Origin of the sequence: Bellilinea sp. (assembly GCF_034432615.1) — a bacterium.
In the GTDB taxonomy this organism is placed as follows: Bacteria; Chloroflexota; Anaerolineae; order Anaerolineales; family Anaerolineaceae; genus Bellilinea.
The window spans coordinates 1-17,930 of record NZ_DAOUBL010000002.1 but is presented as its reverse complement, the minus strand read 5'-3'; the positions used below and the strand labels follow the sequence as shown (position 1 = coordinate 17,930).

Annotated in this window: 16 protein-coding genes and 1 riboswitch; of the genes, 12 read left to right on the top strand and 4 right to left on the bottom strand. The window is 56.3% G+C overall.

The genetic code is table 11. The annotated features are described in order from the left end of the window. The 3 genes from VAE48_RS00095 to VAE48_RS00085 all read right to left on the bottom strand — a co-directional run. On the bottom strand, positions 1-1,091 hold a 1,091-nt coding region (locus tag VAE48_RS00095; RefSeq protein ID WP_322791270.1), incomplete at its 3' end, for a coproporphyrinogen III oxidase family protein. Between the two features lie 360 nt (positions 1,092-1,451). Further along, positions 1,452-1,982: a DUF1858 domain-containing protein gene (locus VAE48_RS00090; protein ID WP_322791269.1), complete on the bottom strand. Its 531-nt coding sequence runs from the start codon at positions 1,980-1,982 to the stop codon at positions 1,452-1,454. Positions 1,983-1,998: 16 nt separating this feature from the next. Beyond that, positions 1,999-3,255, bottom strand: a complete 1,257-nt coding sequence (locus VAE48_RS00085) for a DUF438 domain-containing protein (RefSeq protein WP_322791268.1) — start codon at positions 3,253-3,255, stop codon at positions 1,999-2,001. Between the two features lie 404 nt (positions 3,256-3,659). On the opposite strand from VAE48_RS00085, the gene hutU reads away from it, so the two are divergent. The 9 genes from hutU (at position 3,660) to VAE48_RS00040 (ending at position 11,509) form a co-directional block, all read left to right on the top strand. Continuing rightward, positions 3,660-5,315 carry a urocanate hydratase gene (gene hutU / locus VAE48_RS00080; protein WP_322791267.1) on the top strand — a complete coding sequence of 552 codons (1,656 nt, stop codon included), beginning with the start codon at positions 3,660-3,662 and terminating at the stop codon, positions 5,313-5,315. Further along, entirely contained in the window at positions 5,239-5,685 is a 447-nt protein-coding gene (locus VAE48_RS00075; protein ID WP_322791271.1) for a hypothetical protein, read from the top strand. Before hutU ends, VAE48_RS00075 begins: the two co-directional genes overlap by 77 nt. Next, positions 5,682-6,590, top strand: coding sequence for a hypothetical protein (locus tag VAE48_RS00070; RefSeq protein WP_322791266.1), 909 nt, complete (start codon positions 5,682-5,684; stop codon positions 6,588-6,590). The genes VAE48_RS00075 and VAE48_RS00070 overlap by 4 nt, the downstream gene beginning before the upstream one ends. 430 nt (positions 6,591-7,020) lie before the next feature. Beyond that, positions 7,021-7,431 carry a GntR family transcriptional regulator gene (locus VAE48_RS00065; RefSeq protein ID WP_322791265.1) on the top strand — a complete coding sequence of 137 codons (411 nt, stop codon included), beginning with the start codon at positions 7,021-7,023 and terminating at the stop codon, positions 7,429-7,431. A gap of 35 nt (positions 7,432-7,466) precedes the next feature. Continuing rightward, positions 7,467-8,411, top strand: a complete 945-nt coding sequence (locus tag VAE48_RS00060; protein ID WP_322791264.1) for a slipin family protein — start codon at positions 7,467-7,469, stop codon at positions 8,409-8,411. Then, on the top strand, positions 8,408-8,611 hold the full coding sequence (locus VAE48_RS00055; protein ID WP_322791263.1) for a PLD nuclease N-terminal domain-containing protein: 204 nt from the start codon (positions 8,408-8,410) through the stop codon (positions 8,609-8,611). The genes VAE48_RS00060 and VAE48_RS00055 overlap by 4 nt, the downstream gene beginning before the upstream one ends. Further along, positions 8,608-9,546, top strand: a complete 939-nt coding sequence (locus VAE48_RS00050) for an ABC transporter ATP-binding protein (protein ID WP_322791262.1) — start codon at positions 8,608-8,610, stop codon at positions 9,544-9,546. The genes VAE48_RS00055 and VAE48_RS00050 overlap by 4 nt, the downstream gene beginning before the upstream one ends. Next, positions 9,543-10,304: an ABC transporter permease gene (locus tag VAE48_RS00045; protein WP_322791261.1), complete on the top strand. Its 762-nt coding sequence runs from the start codon at positions 9,543-9,545 to the stop codon at positions 10,302-10,304. Before VAE48_RS00050 ends, VAE48_RS00045 begins: the two co-directional genes overlap by 4 nt. A 536-nt stretch (positions 10,305-10,840) precedes the next feature. Continuing rightward, positions 10,841-11,509 (top strand): MgtC/SapB family protein, encoded by a 669-nt coding sequence (locus VAE48_RS00040; protein ID WP_322791260.1) that lies wholly within the window; start codon positions 10,841-10,843, stop codon positions 11,507-11,509. On the opposite strand, the gene VAE48_RS00035 is transcribed toward VAE48_RS00040, so the two are convergent. After that, positions 11,496-13,931, bottom strand: a complete 2,436-nt coding sequence (locus VAE48_RS00035) for a PEP/pyruvate-binding domain-containing protein (RefSeq protein WP_322791259.1) — start codon at positions 13,929-13,931, stop codon at positions 11,496-11,498. The two genes, VAE48_RS00040 and VAE48_RS00035, sit on opposite strands and share 14 nt — an antisense overlap. 118 nt (positions 13,932-14,049) lie before the next feature. Next, positions 14,050-14,110: riboswitch (Fluoride riboswitch) on the top strand. A 57-nt stretch (positions 14,111-14,167) separates the two neighbouring features. Here VAE48_RS00035 and VAE48_RS00030 point away from each other — a divergent pair. The 3 genes from VAE48_RS00030 to VAE48_RS00020 form a co-directional block, all read left to right on the top strand. Then, on the top strand, positions 14,168-15,700 hold the full coding sequence (locus tag VAE48_RS00030) for a MutS-related protein (protein WP_322791258.1): 1,533 nt from the start codon (positions 14,168-14,170) through the stop codon (positions 15,698-15,700). After that, a complete protein-coding gene (locus tag VAE48_RS00025; protein WP_322791257.1) occupies positions 15,697-17,211 on the top strand; it encodes a MutS-related protein in 1,515 nt (504 codons plus the stop codon). The genes VAE48_RS00030 and VAE48_RS00025 overlap by 4 nt, the downstream gene beginning before the upstream one ends. Before the next feature lie 129 nt (positions 17,212-17,340). Continuing rightward, the coding region (locus VAE48_RS00020) for an NUDIX hydrolase (RefSeq protein ID WP_322791256.1) at positions 17,341-17,930 on the top strand (590 nt) is incomplete at its 3' end.

The following is a 17,930-nucleotide window of genomic DNA, read 5'->3' as shown; positions in this document are numbered from 1 at the left end:
ATCGGCAGGCAGCGCTCCACCGGCGCGCCAAAATCGGTCTGCCATTGTTTTTTGTCCAGCTGTAAACCGAACAAATCCATCATGAAGCGGTAGCGCATCTGATCCAGCCGGCTGAAACGGCGTTTTCCGGCAATGGGCGCACTGCCGCCGGACACCCATTGCTGGTAAAAATTGAGCGAAAAGGTATTCACATACAGCGAGCCGTTCAGGTAACTGAACGAACCCGAACCCACCCCCACATATTCTTCGCTTTTGACAATGTATTCGTCAATCAGGTTGCGCCCCTTGCGTGAAAAAGTCCATGCCGTGGAAAGGTCGAAGTGCGGGGAGAGCAGACGGACAATCTGTTCATACAAGGCCGCTTCGCGGTCGAAGGTCACATCGCCGATGCTCTTTTTCAATTGCTGGCGGACGGAGGGGGAGGTCATCAGCGGATAGTAGGTAACCTGATTGGCGTTCGATTCAAGCGCCATCTGAACATCGCGCTGGATGACGGCTTCGTCCTGTCCCGGAAAGTTGAAGATCAGATCAATGTTGAGCGAATCAAACGCCCCGGCGATGTTTTGAATGCGGCGCAGAATCTGCTCGCCGCTGCCGAAGCGTTCCAGCCGATTCACCCGCCGGAGCAAATCATCATCGAAGGACTGCACACCCACCGAAAGGCGCTGCACGCGGCTGCCAAGGGCTTCCACCAGTTCGTCATCCAGATCGTTCGGGTTCGTTTCGCAGGAAACCTCACGAATGCCGAACAGGTCGCGCGCCATGTCAATGATCTGCACCAGCTCATCCATGAGGATGGTGGGTGTTCCCCCGCCAATGTAGAGCGTATCAAAGGTGTAACCGCGTTTGGCGGTCAGGCGCAGTTCCTCGCGCAGCGCGCTGAAGTACTGACGCGCTTTGCGTTCGTTGAATGGAAAACGGTTGAAAGAACAGTACGGGCACAGGATTTCGCAGAAAGGTACGTGCGCATAGAGCATGTAGCTCTTACCCGGTTGTGGTTGCGGCAGCCGGGTGATGTGCGCCGGTTTGAGGTTCAGCAAAACCTGAGAAGCGAGACGGAAGGTGGTCGAAAAGAGGCTGTGTGGAATCATGGCTGCCTTTGGTGTGCAAAGATTTTTTTATTATAGCCCATTGAAAGTATGCTGAAAACAAATTCAAAGGGAATGTATCAACTATCCTATTATTGAGTGTAATTTGTCATACATTTTTAGACAATCTGTGGCAGGATGAATTAAAACAGCCCTTTTGGCGGGGTTTGAATTCCGTCTTTCGGGTTAAAACCAGCAGATTCTCATTAGCCAGCCCGACGGCGGAATGGATGGTGAGGGGTCAACAAAAAAAAAGCGCAAAGACGCGGAGAAGTGAAAGATCACTCTCTGCAACTCCGCGTCTTTGCGTTAAGACCGGTAATGCCGGATAAACCCGCCAGGCTGTAAAGGGATGAGAATCTTCTACAAACCGATGTAGGTGAGATGACGGGCGGGATTTTGCCCATCCACCTTATGATAAAGACGGCGGTTTTGTTTTTTCAAGGCTTCTATCATCGGCTGCGGCTCGAAGTTGGTGATCAGCAGGATGAATTGTCCCGGCGCAAGGCCGTCCAGCAGTTCGTTCACCCGGTTGAGTGGCACCTCGCCGCGCATCAGCAATTCGTTTCCATCCACCACAACCTGTGGTTGCCCCTGAACCCAGGGCGGATCATCGCTAGAGGCTTGCGGAAATTCGTTGAGGACAGCAGATGCTGCCCCGCCGGCCAATTCGGGCTGACCAACCTCCCGACGCAACCGATTGACAAATTCCAGTACATTAATTCCGCCGATGCGGGCAGCCTGCTCCAGGGTTGCCAGGCGGGCAACTGTCCGCCGCAGGACCGGATTGCGTAAATTTTCAAAGGGCGGTGCAGCGCGGATGATTTCCTCTTCCAATTCGGGAAAGTTGTTCAAAACATCTGCAATTTTACTTCGCGGTGTGATTTCCATCATCGCGTACCTTTCTTGCTCAATGGGTTACGGTAATTTCATTGTCATATTCGAGCAAGCGCCGTTCACCTTCCAGCGCGCGTACTTCAGTCAGGTCTTGGGTTACTTCCAGCGTACCCAGATATTCGCCTTCATCACTGCGTACGGCATAATAGACAATGTAGACGAGCTTTCCGTGCAGGTTGATCCAGAAACGGGCGCGGTCTTGCTTGCCTTCCTTGAAGTCTCGCACAATCTGATTGACGATGTGAACGCTTTTGGGCGGGTGGCAGTACTGCACTTTGCGGCCTAATATAGCCCGCGATCGGGAGAAAATGCGCTCTTTGCCGGGGCTAAAATACCGCACTGTATCATCCTTATCCACAAAGGTGATATCGAATGGCAGGGCCTTGAAAATTTGAATTAACTCCTCCAGCCGAAAGCTGCCGGTTGGCATTTGAATACGCCCATCCTGAGCCAGTGGTTTGCGGATTTCTTTGTGAAAACCGCCTTCGGGAATCCATTCGAATTGGGGAGCATATAAACAGTATCCGTACTCATCACTTTGCAGATAGATTTCGTACCAATCTTGTTCGGTCAGCAAGTTGAGCGCGGTGGGAAGGAGGATTTTTTCTTCCTTGTAAACCATCTCGTCAATTGCATCAATTGCCGGCAGAACGGCAAAGAGGTTGTAAGCCCGGGGTTCTTCCGCTGAGAATGTGTGGACTTCTTGCAACCCTTCCAGCGCCCCTTTCAGCAGTTGGCGGGCTTCATCGTGCTTGCCCCACATCACGGTTGGCGGGCCGTGCAGGTTGTTTTTCTCAAAGTACGGGAAAAGCAGGTTTTCCTTGCGCCGGTAGTGTTTTTCCACATCCATCAAAGCATTCAGCAGCAGATGGATATTTTCCATCATCGGGGTTGCATCGGCAATGGGGGGTAATGCTTCAATCTTGCGCATCCAGTGGCGGATTTGGGCGGTGGTGCGGGTCAGTTCACGGTTTTCCTGCACAAAGGTATGTACCGGGTGACCGGGCGTGGTCTCGGGGGTTTCCTGCAAATCCAGGTGTTTTTTTAGCACACGGGTATGGGTATCGCACAATTCCTGAATCGCCTCGGCAGGTATGCCTTCCTGGATTAATTGCATTTCCATGAGAAAAACATCGCTGTAATCGGCTTCATCCAACAGGGTTTCCAATTGCTTTTGCACCTTCTCTTCGGCAACGCCCTGATGCAGCTGGCGGATCATGGCTTTCATGATTTCAATACGCTGCTGGCGGTTGTTGATTAGCTCACTCATACTCACACTCCTCTCATACGAATGGACATATTTTCGGTTCAAGCATACATCAACCTTTGGAATCGTTCTTTGATTTTTATCAATTTTGTGAAACAAATTGAATTAATTAAGTAACCTTTTTGCAGGAAATTTGTCATGTTTAGATTTGTGGTTGGGTAGCCGACTGGCTGATTGCCCCTTGCGGTTTATTCTGATGTAAAATTACGTAAGTTCGGGATAAGATCAAAACCCGGCAAGCAATGCCAATGACCCCCACCTGCACCTCCCCCAAAATCGCAGGGGCGATTTTGGGGGAGGCGGGAGGGGGATGAAAATTCGAAAGTTGATGTAAAAATGATTTATCCCGAATTGACGTTAAAATTAGTTTGTCCCCAAATCCTTTGCTTTTTCCCCGGAGGTGCTTCATGTCTGGTGCTCGTGTGGTGCGCGCCCCGCGCGGCAGTCAGTTGACCTGCAAGTCCTGGCTGACGGAAGCTGCTTACCGCATGATTCAAAACAACCTTGATCCCGAAGTGGCCGAACGCCCGCAGGATCTGGTCGTCTATGGCGGGCGCGGACAGGCTGCCCGCAGCTGGGAGGCGTTTGATGCCATTCTGGAAACCCTGCGCACGCTGGAAGACGACGAAACCCTCCTGGTGCAGTCCGGCAAACCCGTGGCGGTTTTCAAATCGCACCCCGATGCTCCGCGCGTGTTGATTGCCAATTCCAACCTCGTCCCGCACTGGGCAACCCAGCAACACTTCGATGCGCTGGCCGCCAAAGGCCTGATCATGTACGGACAGATGACGGCCGGTTCGTGGATTTACATCGGCACGCAGGGCATTTTACAGGGCACTTACGAAACGCTGGCCTCGCTGGCCGCCCAAAAGGGCTGGCCATCGCTCAAAGGCAGGTTCGTGCTGACTGCCGGGCTGGGCGGAATGGGCGGCGCTCAGCCGCTGGCAATCACCATGAACGAAGGCGTTGGACTGATTGTGGAGGTTGACCCGGCCCGCGCCCGCCGCCGGCAGGAGATCGGTTACGTGGATGAGGTGGTGGATACGCTGGAAGAAGTCATGACGCTGGTGGAGGAGTACCAGCAGCAGGGCAAACCGCGTTCGATTGGTTTGATTGCCAACGCCGCCGATATTTACCCCGAACTGGCCGCCCGCGGCATCACCCCGGATGTGGTAACCGACCAGACCCCCGCGCACGATGTGCTCAGTTACGTCCCCAGCGGGCTGAGCGTGGAGCAGGCTGAGGAACTGCGCCGCAGCGACCCGCAGGAATACGCCCGGCGCGCGCTCGATTCGATGGCACGCCATGTGCAGGCCATGCTCGAATTTCAACGGCGCGGGGCTGAGGTGTTCGATTACGGCAACAACCTGCGCCAGCGGGCTTACGACCATGGCGTCAAAGATGCCTTCAACTTCCCCGGCTTTGTGCCGGCCTACATCCGCCCGCTGTTCTGTGAAGGCAAAGGGCCTTTCCGCTGGGTGGCGCTCTCCGGTGACCCGGAGGATATCTACCGCACCGATGAGGCGGTGATGGAACTCTTCCCCGAAGATGAGCATTTGCACCGCTGGCTGAAGATGGCGCGCGAAAAAGTGCCCTTCCAGGGTCTGCCGGCGCGCATCTGCTGGCTGGGTTACGGCGAACGCGCCCGCGCCGGCCTCAAATTCAACGAGATGGTGGCGCAGGGCATCCTCAAAGCGCCCATCGTCATCGGACGCGACCATCTGGATGCCGGTTCGGTGGCCTCTCCCAACCGCGAAACCGAAGCCATGCTGGACGGCAGCGATGCCATCTCCGACTGGCCAATTCTCAACGCATTGATCAACACCGCCGGCGGGGCAACCTGGGTTTCCTTCCACCACGGTGGAGGGGTGGGTATCGGTTTCAGCCAGCACGCCGGCATGGTGATTGTGGCAGATGGCAGCCAGGCCGCCGCCCGCCGGCTGGAACGGGTGCTGACCACCGACCCGGGTATGGGGGTGGTGCGCCATGCCGATGCCGGTTATCCGCTTGCCATTCAAACCGCCCGCCAGCGCGGCATTCGCATACCGATGTCGAAGGGGTGATTCGTTGCGCTTACGCCGTTTGATCTGGTTTGTGGTGATGATTGGCATCGGAGCGGCTGCCGGTATCTTTTACGGCTGGGTGCTGCGCCCCACTCAAACCAGCGATTTTGCCCTGCATACCCTGCGCTCAGACTACAAAGCCGATTTTGTGCTGATGACGGCTGAAATCTACCAGAAAGACGGCGACCTGACGGCTGCGATAAGCCGACTGGCAGCCCTCGAAGATACCCCGCCGCTGCGTCAGGTTCAGCAGGCCATTCTGACCGGCCAGCAGCTGGGTTATGCCCGCAGCGATATCGAAACGCTGGCATTTTTCTTTCAAGCCCTTCAAAAGGCATTGCCGTCCCTGACCACCACCCCGCCGCCATGATTGACGAAGAGTATTACGAAGAAGAAGAAGCTCCCCGCCAGCCGCCGCTCTACCTGTTGACCGGTCTGGTGATTGGTTTATTGCTGGGGCTGCTCATTTCGCTGGTGATTGCGCCGGTGCAGGTGGTGGATACCTCGCCCTTTTTGCTGAAGGCTGCCGATCAGGATACCTACCGCCTGCTGATTGCACGCGCCTATCAGGCGGGCGGCAATCTGGAACGCGCCCGCGCCCGATTGGGACTGTTGCGGGATAGCGCCATGCCCCAAACCCTGGCCGATCAGGCCTTACGTTTGCAGTCGGCCGGCGGCAGCGAAACGGACATCCGCGCTTTGGCGGAACTGGCCGCCGCGCTGAGCGCGCCGCAGAGTGCCGTTCTCACCCAACCGCCCGGCCTGCCCACCTCCCCGCCAGCCGGCAGTGGAGATTTGCCGGGAACGCCGCAAACCTTTCCAACCCTCGACCTGAATCAGGCCGTCTGGACGGCTACGCCGCTGCCAACCCCAACCAGCCCGCCGCCAACGCCGCGGCCGACCTTCACCCCCCGCGTTCAGCCAAGCCCGTTGCCAACCCTTGGGGCGCCGTTCGAGCTGGCCGAACAAAGCCCGCTGTGTGAGGCGAATCAACCTCAGCCGCGCCTGCTGATTGAGGTGCAGGACAGCAGCGGCAAACCCGTCCCCGGCATTGCCATTACCGTCGCGTGGGATGGCGGCATTGAAACCTTTTTCACCGGACTGATGCCTTCGATCAGTTTGGGGTACGCCGATTTTGACATGCAAGCCGGTGTGGTCTACAGCCTGCGGGTGGGGGAGTTGAGCGAAACCATCAACGGGCTGCAAGCCCCAACCTGCGGTGAGGGAAACGCCGCCTTCCCCGGCAGTTTGCGGCTGCTCTTCCGTCAGCGCTGAGCCCCCCGGATTCGGGTTGTAAAACCCCTTGAAAGTGCAATTCTCCGCCCCGTCAGGGGCGACTTTTTGGGTTGGGTGATGCTGGAAACACGCCCCACCTCGACCTTAGGGTTTTCTCAAAGTTCCTTGAGGATTCTCAAACTCTGTAATGAAACTCCATTTGTGGTGAAATGAACCCCCTCCCTCCTCCCCCAATATCGCTTTGGCGATATTGGGGGAGGCGCAGGAGGGGGCAAAAGTTCTTGATTTGACTCGAAAGTGGATTAATCCGAACAGACATCGGTCAGCGCCGGCCGGCTGCTGTTTGACCGTTTTCGACTTTGAGAAAGCCCTGAACTCGACCTCCAAAACCCTTGACGATTTGAAAATACTTTTGTACAATTATTCAATGATACAATAATACAATTTTGCACTTTGTATGGAGAACGGCTTGGCGAACCTCAACCTGCGTATTGATTTTCGATCCGAAACGCCCATCACCACCCAGATTGTCGAACAAATTCAAAATCGGGTGTTGAGCGGCGAACTGAAACCGGGCGATCAACTGCCCACCGTGCGCCAGCTGGCAACCGAACTGCGCGTCAATTTCAACACCGTGGCGCGCGCCTACCGCATTCTGGACAGCATGGGATTGATTTCCACCCAGCAGGGACGCGGCACCTACATCTGGTCGGCCGGGCAGGCAGAAAACCGCGAACGCGAGCGGCGGCAGGCGCTGGAACTTCTCACCCGCCATTACCTGCGCGATGCGCTGGCGCTGGGCTTCAGCGCGGATCAAATCCGCGCCGTGCTGGAAGAAGAAATCGAGCAATTGAACAAGTTGCATTCGGATAACCCGTAAGCCGTTTTTGAAGATTACTTTTCAAGGAGTGTGCTATGGAAAAGAAAGAATCTCGTAAAGAAAAGCTGGAAATGCGCCTGAACCGCGAACTGCCGTTTCGCGTCAGCGGGATTGGCGTGGCTGTGGGGGTGTTTTTCTGGTTGATCGGCATTCTGGGCGCCATTTACCTGGATAATCGCGTTTCCGAAGGCTGGGCAGCCGCCTTCTTCCTGCTGTTTCTCCTGATTGGGTTGTTCTTCCTGTATGCCATTCAGGTTGCCCGTCAGTGGGAAAAGGCGGTCGTGCTGCGTTTTGGGCGCTTCATCGGCTTACGCGGGCCGGGGTTGTTCTTCATCCTCCCGCTGGTGGATCAGGTTTCGACCTGGATTGACCACCGCGTGATGGTGACCCCCTTCAACGCTGAAAAGACGCTCACCCGCGATACTGTACCGGTGGATGTGGATGCGGTGCTGTTCTGGGTGGTATGGGACGCCGAAAAAGCCGCCCTGGAAGTGGAAAATTACAAGACCGCCATTGCCTGGGCAGCCCAAACCGCGCTGCGCGAGGTGATCGGCCAGAAACCGCTCTCCGATATTCTGGTCGGGCGCGCCAAGATGGACGCCGAGTTGCAGCAGATCATTGACGAGCGCACCACCCCGTGGGGCATCACCGTGCAGAGCGTGGAGATACGCGATATTGTCATCCCGCAGGAGCTGGAAGACGCCATGAGCCGTCAGGCGCAGGCCGAGCGCGAACGTCAGGCGCGGGTGATTCTCGGCGAATCCGAAAAGCAAATTGCCGACAGCTTTGCCCAGGCCTCGCAGGCCTACATCAACAACCCGACCGCGCTGCACCTGCGCGCCATGAACATGCTCTTTGAAGGGCTGAAAGAAAAGGGCGCGCTGGTGATCGTGCCTTCCAGCGCGGTGGATACCATGAATCTGGGCGGGCTGAGCGGCGTGGTCAGTCTGGCTCAACAACAGACAGAGCAAAAATCATGAATTTCGAGACATTTTCCCGCTTCATACCCTATTTAATTCCGGTGATTATTCTGCAGCTGGTGCTGCTGGTGGTGGCGCTGCTGGATCTGGTGCGCCGCGAGCGCACCCGCGGGCCGAAAATCGTCTGGCTGGTGGTGATTATAGCCGTCAACCTGCTCGGCCCGATCATTTATCTACTTTTTGGAAGAGAGGAAGAATGAGTGCCATTCGCATTGAGAATCTGGTCAAAACCTACGGCGCAGTACGCGCGCTGGATGGCCTTTCGCTGGAGGTGGAACAGGGCAGTATTTTCGGTTTTCTGGGGCCGAATGGGGCGGGTAAAACCACCACCATCCGCATTCTGACCGGGCTGGCCCACCCCAGCGGTGGTCATGCCAGTGTTGCCGGGGTGGAAATCGGCCACAACGGCGCACTGGCGCGCCGAATCGGCTACCTGCCGGAAGAACCGGCGTTTTACGGGTGGATGACGGCGCAGGAATTTCTGGAATACATGGGCCAGTTATTCGGTCTGAGCGCAGCAGCCCGCCGCAATCGCGCCGGGGAACTGCTGGAAAAAGTCGGTTTGGGGGAGGTGCGCAAACGGCGCATTCGCGGTTTCTCGCGCGGGATGCGCCAGCGGCTGGGCATTGCCCAGGCGCTGGTCAACCAGCCGGAGGTGTTGTTTCTGGATGAACCGGCCTCGGCGCTTGACCCGGCCGGGCGGCGGGATGTGCTGGAACTGATCGCCGGTCTGCGCGGGCAGTGCACCGTGTTCATGTCCACCCACATTTTGGCAGATGTGGAGCGGGTGTGCGATACGGTGGGCATCATTCACAAAGGGCGCATGCTGCGGGTGGCGCGCCAGGAGGAACTGACCGCCGCCTACGCGCTGCCGGTCTTCCGGGTGGATGTGGCCGGCAACGGCAATCAGCCGCTGGCAGCCTGGGCTGAAAAAATCGGCCGGGAGGAGATGGTGGAACAGGTGCAGGTGGACGGGAACGCTGTCCGCATCCGTGTGCGGGATGTGGAGAACGCGCGCGGCTGGCTGCTGCACGCGCTTGCCGAAAGCGGGCTGGCCGTGGAACGGTTTGAGGCGGTCAAGCCCTCTTTGGAGGAAGTTTTTCTGAATCTGGTCAATGAGGAGGTGCGTCAATGAAACTCTTTTGGGCGGTCTTATCCAAAGAACTGCGCGAACAGTGGCGCACTTCTCGCTTTTTGGTCACGCTGATCGTGTTGAGCCTGTTTGGGCTGCTTTCCCCCTTGCTGGCGTACTTCACCCCCCAGATTTTGCAATCCATTCCCGGTGTGGAAGGGCTGAGTGAGGTCATTCCTCCGCCGACGGTGCTGGACGCGATTGGTCAATACATCAAAAACCTGAGCCAGTTTGCCATACTGTTTGCTATTTTACTGCCGATGGGCAGTGTATCGGGCGAAAAAGAGCGTGGAACGGCGGCGCTGGTGCTCAGCAAACCGCTGCCGCGCGGTGCATTTTTGATGGCCAAAGCGGCTGCTTATGGGCTGGTATTTGCGCTCAGCCTGCTGATCGCTGGTCTGGCGGGTTACTACTATACCGGGCTGCTGTTTGAGGCTCTGCCTTTTGACCGCTGGCTGGCGATGAACGGCTTGCTGTGGCTGTATGCGATGGTGTATGTTGCCCTGACCCTGTTGTTCAGCACCCTCAGCCGCAGTCAGGCTGTGGCGGCCGGGCTTTCCTTTGCGGTACTGCTGGGGTTGGGCGTGGTTGGCATCAGCCGCACGGTGGCGGTTTACCTGCCGGCGCAGTTGATCAACTGGAGCGCCATGTTGTTCATTCAGCCGCAAACCGCTTACTGGGGCAGTCTGGCGGTCAGCGCGGGAATGATGATTCTGGCGCTGCTGGCGGCCTGGCTGGTTTTTCGCCGTCAGGAACTCTAAAATTACTTGGTTGAAGCGATGGGGCGGGTGTTTGCCCGCCCTGTTTTGTTTCACGTGAAACGCACCAACGGGTTTAATGGTTTCATGTGAAACCTTACCCACAGATTGTAATTGTATTTCGAGTCCTCTATGCTTCCAGGAGAAGTCTCCTGCTTTACTGTCGCCTCTGCCAAACGGGAGATTGCCGCGCTCGCTGCGCTCGCTCAAAAGGACGTTAAACCAGTGATGTCACTCCGAACGCAGTGACACTCACCCGTGCTGGGGGGAATCACCCCCTCCCTGCCTCCCCCAATATTGCTTTCGCGATATTGGGGGAGGTGGGTGGGGGTCACACATAAGATTGCCGCGCCTGCTCAAAAGGACAGGCTATCATTTTCGCTTTAGCCGCTTGCCGATTCATTACTTTTCAACGCAAAGGCGCAAATTCACCACGCCTTTCATCTGACCTACGCATTATGCTATACTCAAAGTGGATGGAATAAGTGCAAGTTGTAAATATAGAAAATATGTTCTATCCTTCCATCCGGGAGCATCCCATGATCAGTGAAACGGATATTCTCCTGCGCATCTTAATTGCCACTGCCCTCGGGGCAGTAATCGGCTTTGAGCGCGAACGCCAAAACCAGCCGGCCGGCTGGCGGACGCATATCGTTCTGGTGGTCGGCGCTACTTTGGCCATGACTCTTTCAATTAACCTCGCCATGCAGTTCCACCAATTTGCGCCAAACGGCGACCCGGCCCGTCTGGCGGCACAGGTGATTTCCGGAATCGGTTTTCTGGGCGCCGGGGCCATTTTGCGTTACGGTCCCAACGTCAAAGGGTTGACTACGGCCGCTTCTCTGTGGACGATGGCGATTGTCGGGTTGGCAGTCGGCGCCGGTTATTACCTGCCGGCTGCTGCAGCCACCGGTTTACTGCTGGTGGTACTGGAATTGCTCGATCTGGCCGAGAAAAGACTGTTTGGGCCGGATTTAGCGGTGACCGTCGAGCTGCACTTACAGGATCGCCCGGGCGCGCTTAAAGACCTGAATAAAATCTGGAAGAGACATCAGCTCAATGCCAAAATTGTTTCTATCCGCAAAAACATCAAGAATAAACGGCTGGAAGTGGAAGTATCCTTCCGCTCGCGCAAGACCGATTTGTACGAATTGATCACCGCCGAGATGAACGAATTGGAAGGCCTGGAAAGCTTCAAAATTTCGTGAGGTTGTTCTCGGCATCCGGACGCAGGAAGGCCACTGCCACGCCTTTTTCATCGCTCATCACAATTTCCAGATGGTGGTTGGGGCGGTAATCCGCCACCCGAATCAAGCGCAGGCTGCTGGACAGTTCGGCCGGCAGGTCCATCCATTCGCGTAAACGGTCGGGCGTTTCGTAGAAAAAGTCGCGCCGAAAGATGCTGCCAGGCTGGTCCAGGTAAATGGCCAGCGGGTAAATCTGCGATTCCAGCAGATCTTGAAAAAAGTGCGTCCCCAGCGAAGGTTCCGGCGGCAGTCCGTAGCCCTGCCCGGCCAGTTCAACCAGCGCGCGGGCATGGTAAATGTCGCCGTAATCAATCGGCACGCCCAAATCCGAATTGCTGCTGCCCCAGCGTCCCGGTCCAACGCAGATGAACCGCTCGTTTTCCAGCGCGCTGTTCAATCGCCCAATGGCACGCGCCAGTTCATTGCGCTGATTCAGGCTTTCCAGCGCAAAATAACCTTCGGGCGGCACAAATACCACATAGTCAATCCGTTCCAGTGTGCCTTCCGGCACCACAAAGTGGGTCTTGAAGATCACATCCTGCGGGTCTAAATCGGCGGGCAGCGCTGCGGCTGCAGTAACCTGTAACTGGCTTTGCGGGCGGCATTGCAGGATGGTAATGCACAATTCCGGTTTATCCTGTTTCTCCTCGACCGACAGGGTAAATTCCACGTCCACCGGTGCTTCGTAGTGGTGTTCGAGGGTGTGCAGCAGCTCGCGCATGCGCTCGGCAAAGGGGGTGCGGCGCAGCAGTTCCTCAAAGGTCAGCACCAGGCGTTTGTCATCGCCCATGTAGCGGGAGCGCAGCGATGCAAAATACCCGTCCTCCTCGATCTGAGCCACATAACGCAAAGCCGGGTAATCTCCTTTCAACACTTCCTGCACCGGCAGGCTTTTGAAGGCGTTATCTTCCAGGTCAATCACGTCCACATATTGCTGGGAGTAGCGCCGGATGGCTTTGGGGTCGGTGGAGGGCCGCAGCAGCGGGTGGCTGAGCGCGATCAGGCGCGGAAAATCATTGCCCACCCGGTCCACAGCGCGGGTGCCCAGCCCCCACACCAGCCGCACAAAGCCTTCCTCGCGGCGGATTTGGGGTGCCCAGCGGTACAGGTTGCGGCTGAAAGCCACCCCGGCGCCCTGCGGCAGGTAATAACGCCCGTAACGCTCGCCCTGCACCACCTGAATCAGCACGGCCATGCGTTCATCGTAATCCTGCAACCCGCGCGCCCGGCGGTAGAGCAGGGCATTCGGGTTGAGGGTGGAGGCGTACACCCGCGCGATGGCGCGCGTCAGGGCGCGCAGGTTTTCGGACGGCCTGCCCTGATTTGGCAGGAAAACACTCTCGTATTTTCCGGCAAAGGCGGTGCCAAAGTTATCTTCCAGCAGGCTGGAGGAGCGCACAATCAGGGGTTGTTTGCCAACGCTGCCCAGCAGGGCTTCCAGCCGCTGGGCAATATCCGGGCGGAAATCCCCTTCCATAAAATCCCGGAGAATGTGGGGATAATCGGCGCGCATTTCGGCTTCGGTCTTGTACTTCTGGTCGTTCCAGTGGAACAGGTTGTTAATGGACATGAAGGAGTAGAATACATCCGCGCCGACGTAGTAAGAATCGGGGGTGATCAGGCAGGTGTCCTGAGAGAGCGCGCTGGCCTGACGCAGGATGCGGTGTGCCAGCAGCATGCCGGCGGCTTTGCCGCCGATGCGCCCTGGCCCAATTTTGTGGCGGCGGATTTGCTGCAAATCGTCAATGGTGAACCAGCGTTTGGCAATGTTGATATAGCGCAGTTGATCACTGATCAGGCTACGAATCAGCACCACTTTGGTTTCCTGCAGACGGGCTTCGTACTTCTGCCGTTCTTCCGGCGGCAAGCGTTCGATGGTCATGGCCTGCTCGAAGACCAGATCCAACGGGGCGGTTTCGGGGTTGAGCGAGAGCATCAGCCCGACCATGTCAATGCCGCGCTCGCTCAACACCTCGCTGATGATGTTTTCCAGCACCTCCAGGGTCAGATGCTGGCTGAAGCGCAAATCGGTCAGGTGATCGCGGATGCGGCTCATGCGCGTTTCCCACACCTCGGCCGGTTCTTCGCCGACCGGGTTACGCAGGCCTTCGCGTTCCTGAGAGAGAATGGCCAGCCGGCGTACTTCGTTTTCAAAGTCGGCCGGCTGGATGATGCCGCGCGAAAACAACTCGCGCCGCATTTGCTGGCGGATGCGCCCGCTCAGAATCGGGTACTGTGCCAGTGCAAGCACAACATTAATCAGCCGGTCGGTGTGGGTGGGTGTGAACGCCATAGCCCTATTGAACAAGATTTTATCATGCCAGCCGGGTTTGTGATAAAATAATATGGGTTCGGGATGAGCACAAACCGCGGTGAGCAGCAAAATGCACCCCCTCCCTCCTCCCCAATATCGCTTCCGCGATATTGGGGGAGGCGCAGGAGGGGGCAAAATTCTGAAATCGGATGCAAAAAGGATTTATCCCGAACTGACGTTATAATACATTCACAAAAGCGATGAGGCTCGCTTTTAACTGTCGTAAGACTGATAGCCTCTACTGAATCCGTCCACTCAGTAGAGGCTTTTTTTGGCGATGTACCGAAAGATGTGAAAGTCCGCTTATGAACCCGATCAGTATGTTATTTCCTTCTGCCGACCACGCGGTTGCCGAAAACGCGCAGCCGCCGGCTTACTTTGACGACCTGAATCTGAATCAGGTAGTGGATTGGCTTACCGCCAGCAAGCAGGAGTACAACCTCAAAGCCTACTACTACACCGCCGTTCAAGATGAAGAAACCATCCAGTTCCGACAGGAAATTGTCCGCGACTTGCTGGAGGAAACCACGCTGACCAGACTGCAGACCTTTGCCGCACAAATGGTCATCCTGCGCCGCTACCGCAAATTAATCGGCGAGCTGGTTCACCAGAATCATCGCGAGGGCTGGTTTCTCGAAGCAGTGCTGGTCTATGTGCGGGCGGTGATTCAACTGGCACAGGATTTGAACAACGCCGAATTGCGCTCGCGAGGTTTGATGGCTTTCCGGCAGGCGTTGGATGCTTATGCCCGCTCAAGCGAATTTCAGCGTCTGGTGGATGAGGCCGAGCAGTTGAAACAAGACCTTTCGGCGGTGCGTTACTGCATCCTGATCAAAGATACCACCGTCAAAGTACGCCCCTATGAGGGTGAGGCCGACTACAGCATCGAAGTCGAAAAAACCTTCGAAAAGTTCAAGCAGGGAGCGGTCAAGGATTATCTGATCAAACTGAACATCGTTTCCAGCATGAACCATGTCGAGGCGCAGATTCTGGATCTGGTGGCGCGCCTGAACCCCGAATTGTTCGACCGTCTGCACCGTTTTTACGCCGATCACGCCCAGTTTGCGGCCGATTTCATCCTCGCCTTTGACCGTGAGATACAGTTTTACCTGGCCTATCTGGAAACCATTTTGCCGTTGATGAAAAGCGGGCTGAAATTCTGTCTGCCGGTGGTCAGCCGTAAGAACAAAGCGGTGAATGCGGTGGATGCTTTCGATCTGGCGCTGGCAATTCAACTACGGGAGGATACTGCCCGGATTGTCCCCAACGATTTTCAACTAATGGACAAGGAACGGGTCATCATCGTTTCCGGGCCGAATCAGGGCGGTAAAACCACCTTTGCGCGCATGTTCGGGCAGCTGCATCACCTTGCCTGTCTTGGTCTGCCCGTCCCCGGCAGAGAAGCACGCCTGTTTTGTTTTGACGACATCTTCACCCATTTTGAACGGGAGGAAGATATCCGCAATCTGCGCGGCAAACTGAACGAAGAGCTGGCGCGCATGCGCCAGATCTTTGAGCAGGCCACCACCAACAGCCTGATCATCCTCAACGAGCCGTTCAACTCGACCACCCTCAAAGATGCTTTGTTCCTCAGCCGCAAGATCATGCAGCGTATTCTGGAACTGGACAGCCTGTGTGTATGGGTAACATTCCTGACTGAGCTGGCATCCGCGGCTGAAAAGACGGTCAGCATGATCAGCACGGTGGACGCGGAAGATGTTGCCCGGCGAACTTTTCGCATCATTCGCAGGCCGGCTGATGGACTGGCGTATGCCATCACCATTGCTGAAAAACACCGCCTGACCTATGAGAAATTGAAGGAGCGTATTCAGGCATGAAGGTTAATTTGCTTTACCCCGACCGTGATTTTGACCCGCAGCAGCCGCTGCCGTGGAACGAAAGCGATTTGATTCAAGACCTTGAATTGAATGTGCTCTTCAACAGCATGGCTCAGGGCGATAAATTTTTGTTCGATGTTGCCCGGCGGGTGATTTTGACCAGCGAAACCGACCTGGAGATCATTCGCTACCGTCAGCAAGTCCTGCAGGACTGCCTCAACAACCCCGAAATCATCCGTGAGTTGTATCAAATTCCGTTGCAAGCCATCGAAAACAAACGCAAACGCTGGCTGGGAATCTTCACGCATTATCCGGCCGGTGTACTGTCCAGCGGGCTGGAGATGATGGCGATGTTCGTGGAACTGCTGCTTAGACTGCGCCGCATGGCCGATGAACACAGCAGCCGCTTCACCTCGCCGGGTTTTCGTAATTTCTTTGCCATCATTCAGCGCGAACTTAACGATGAATTTTTTGGGGTGGTGGAAGACCACATCAAGGCATTGCGTTTTCGCGAGGGTGTGCTGATCAGTGCCGAGCTGGGGCGCGGCAATGAAGGCATTCATTACACTTTGCGCAAACCCAATCCGCGCAACGGCAGCTGGCTGGAAGAGATTTTCCGCGCCCGTCCGCCGGAGTATTCCTTTAGCCTGCATCCGCGCGATGAGCAGGGCGCACGCGCGCTGGGAGAAATCAAAGACCGCGCCATCAATCAGGTTGCCAACGCGGTGGCGCAGTCCGCCGAACACATTGATCACTACCTGGCCATGTTGCGCGGCGAGCTGGCGTTTTACATCGGATGTTTGAACCTTTTTGAGCAGGTGCGCGAACTGGGCCACCCGCTGACTTTCCCTGAGCCGTATCCGCTGGGTGAGCGCCGCCATACCGTTCGGGGTTTGTACGATATTTCCCTGGCGCTGACGATGAAGAAAAAGGTGGTTGGCAATGATGTAAACGGGGATGGAAAAGACCTGGTCATCATCACGGGTGCCAATCAGGGCGGAAAATCCACCTTTTTACGCAGCATTGGGCAGGCGCAAATCATGATGCAGTGCGGCATGTTTGTAGCGGCCGATCACTTTGCTGCCAATCTCTGCTCGGGCATTTTTACCCACTACAAACGCCAAGAAGATAGCAGCATGAAGAGCGGCAAGCTGGATGAAGAACTCGGCCGGATGAGCGCGATTGCCGATCATATCCGCCCGCAGGGTTTGATGCTCTTCAACGAGTCGTTTGCGGCGACCAACGAGCGGGAAGGCTCGGAAATTGCCCGCCAGATCACGCAGGCCTTGCTGGATCGTCAAATCAAGGTCTTCTTTGTGACCCATCAATTTACCTTTGCGGACGGCTTTTACCAGAAAGGGCTGGAAAATGCCCTCTTCCTGCGCGCCGAGCGCAAGAGCGGCGGAGGACGCACCTATAAATTGTTTGAAGGTCAGCCGCTGCAAACCAGTTTTGGCGAGGATGTGTACAGGGCGGTGTTCGAGGATCATCCCCAGCCGCTTTCAAAATAACCTCATCCGGCGGAGATGAGAAACCCTCATTTTTGATGCCAAAAGCTGGCTTTCTTAGAAGTTTACGCCGCTATTTTAGCCAGCAGGCATGTTACAATTACCCCCAATCCACTCGGAAAAGGGTTTTCGATGACCGAACCTCGCTGGCTGGGCTGGTTACAGCAGATTCAGGCTCTGGCACAGGATGGGCTGGCGTACTCGACCAATCCGTTCGACATTGAGCGCTTTCGTGCGCTGCGGAATCTGGCCGCTCAAATCATGGCTGCCTACGGGCAGAGCGATTTTGAAACGCTGGAGCGCGTATTTGCCGCTGAAGCGGGCTATGCCACTCCCAAACTGGATGCGCGCGGGGCCGTGTTTCAGGATGGCAAACTGCTGATGGTGCTGGAAAAAGCCGACGGCGGCTGGACGCTGCCCGGCGGCTGGGTGGATGTAGGCGAATCGCCGCGCAGCGCGGTAGAGCGCGAAGTGTTTGAAGAATCGGGTTACCGCTGCCATGCCGTCAAGCTGGCCATGCTGGTGGACCGCAACGCCCCCAAGAACGGTCATCCGCCTTACATCTTTCACCTGTATAAACTCTTCTTCATCTGCGAACTGACCGGCGGGCAGCCGGCCGAGAGCATTGAAACCGGCGGCGCAGCCTTTTTTGGTGAGGATGAAATTCCGCCGCTTTCGGTGGCGCGCACCACCTTGCCCGAAATTCAACGCCTGTTTGAGCA

Bases quoted from the DNA above. Each gene is read 5' to 3' on its own strand.
- VAE48_RS00085 (WP_322791268.1), bottom strand. From the start codon at position 3,255: ATGAGTGAGCTAATCAACAACCGCCAGCAGCGTATTGAAATCATGAAA.
- VAE48_RS00045 (WP_322791261.1), top strand. From the start codon at position 9,543: ATGAAACTCTTTTGGGCGGTCTTATCCAAAGAACTGCGCGAACAGTGG.
- VAE48_RS00060 (WP_322791264.1), top strand. From the start codon at position 7,467: ATGGAAAAGAAAGAATCTCGTAAAGAAAAGCTGGAAATGCGCCTGAAC.
- VAE48_RS00030 (WP_322791258.1), top strand. From the start codon at position 14,168: ATGAACCCGATCAGTATGTTATTTCCTTCTGCCGACCACGCGGTTGCC.
- VAE48_RS00050 (WP_322791262.1), top strand. From the start codon at position 8,608: ATGAGTGCCATTCGCATTGAGAATCTGGTCAAAACCTACGGCGCAGTA.
- VAE48_RS00070 (WP_322791266.1), top strand. From the start codon at position 5,682: ATGATTGACGAAGAGTATTACGAAGAAGAAGAAGCTCCCCGCCAGCCG.
- VAE48_RS00040 (WP_322791260.1), top strand. From the start codon at position 10,841: ATGATCAGTGAAACGGATATTCTCCTGCGCATCTTAATTGCCACTGCC.
- VAE48_RS00025 (WP_322791257.1), top strand. From the start codon at position 15,697: ATGAAGGTTAATTTGCTTTACCCCGACCGTGATTTTGACCCGCAGCAG.
- VAE48_RS00075 (WP_322791271.1), top strand. From the start codon at position 5,239: ATGCCGATGCCGGTTATCCGCTTGCCATTCAAACCGCCCGCCAGCGCG.
- hutU (WP_322791267.1), top strand. From the start codon at position 3,660: ATGTCTGGTGCTCGTGTGGTGCGCGCCCCGCGCGGCAGTCAGTTGACC.
- VAE48_RS00055 (WP_322791263.1), top strand. From the start codon at position 8,408: ATGAATTTCGAGACATTTTCCCGCTTCATACCCTATTTAATTCCGGTG.
- VAE48_RS00090 (WP_322791269.1), bottom strand. From the start codon at position 1,982: ATGATGGAAATCACACCGCGAAGTAAAATTGCAGATGTTTTGAACAAC.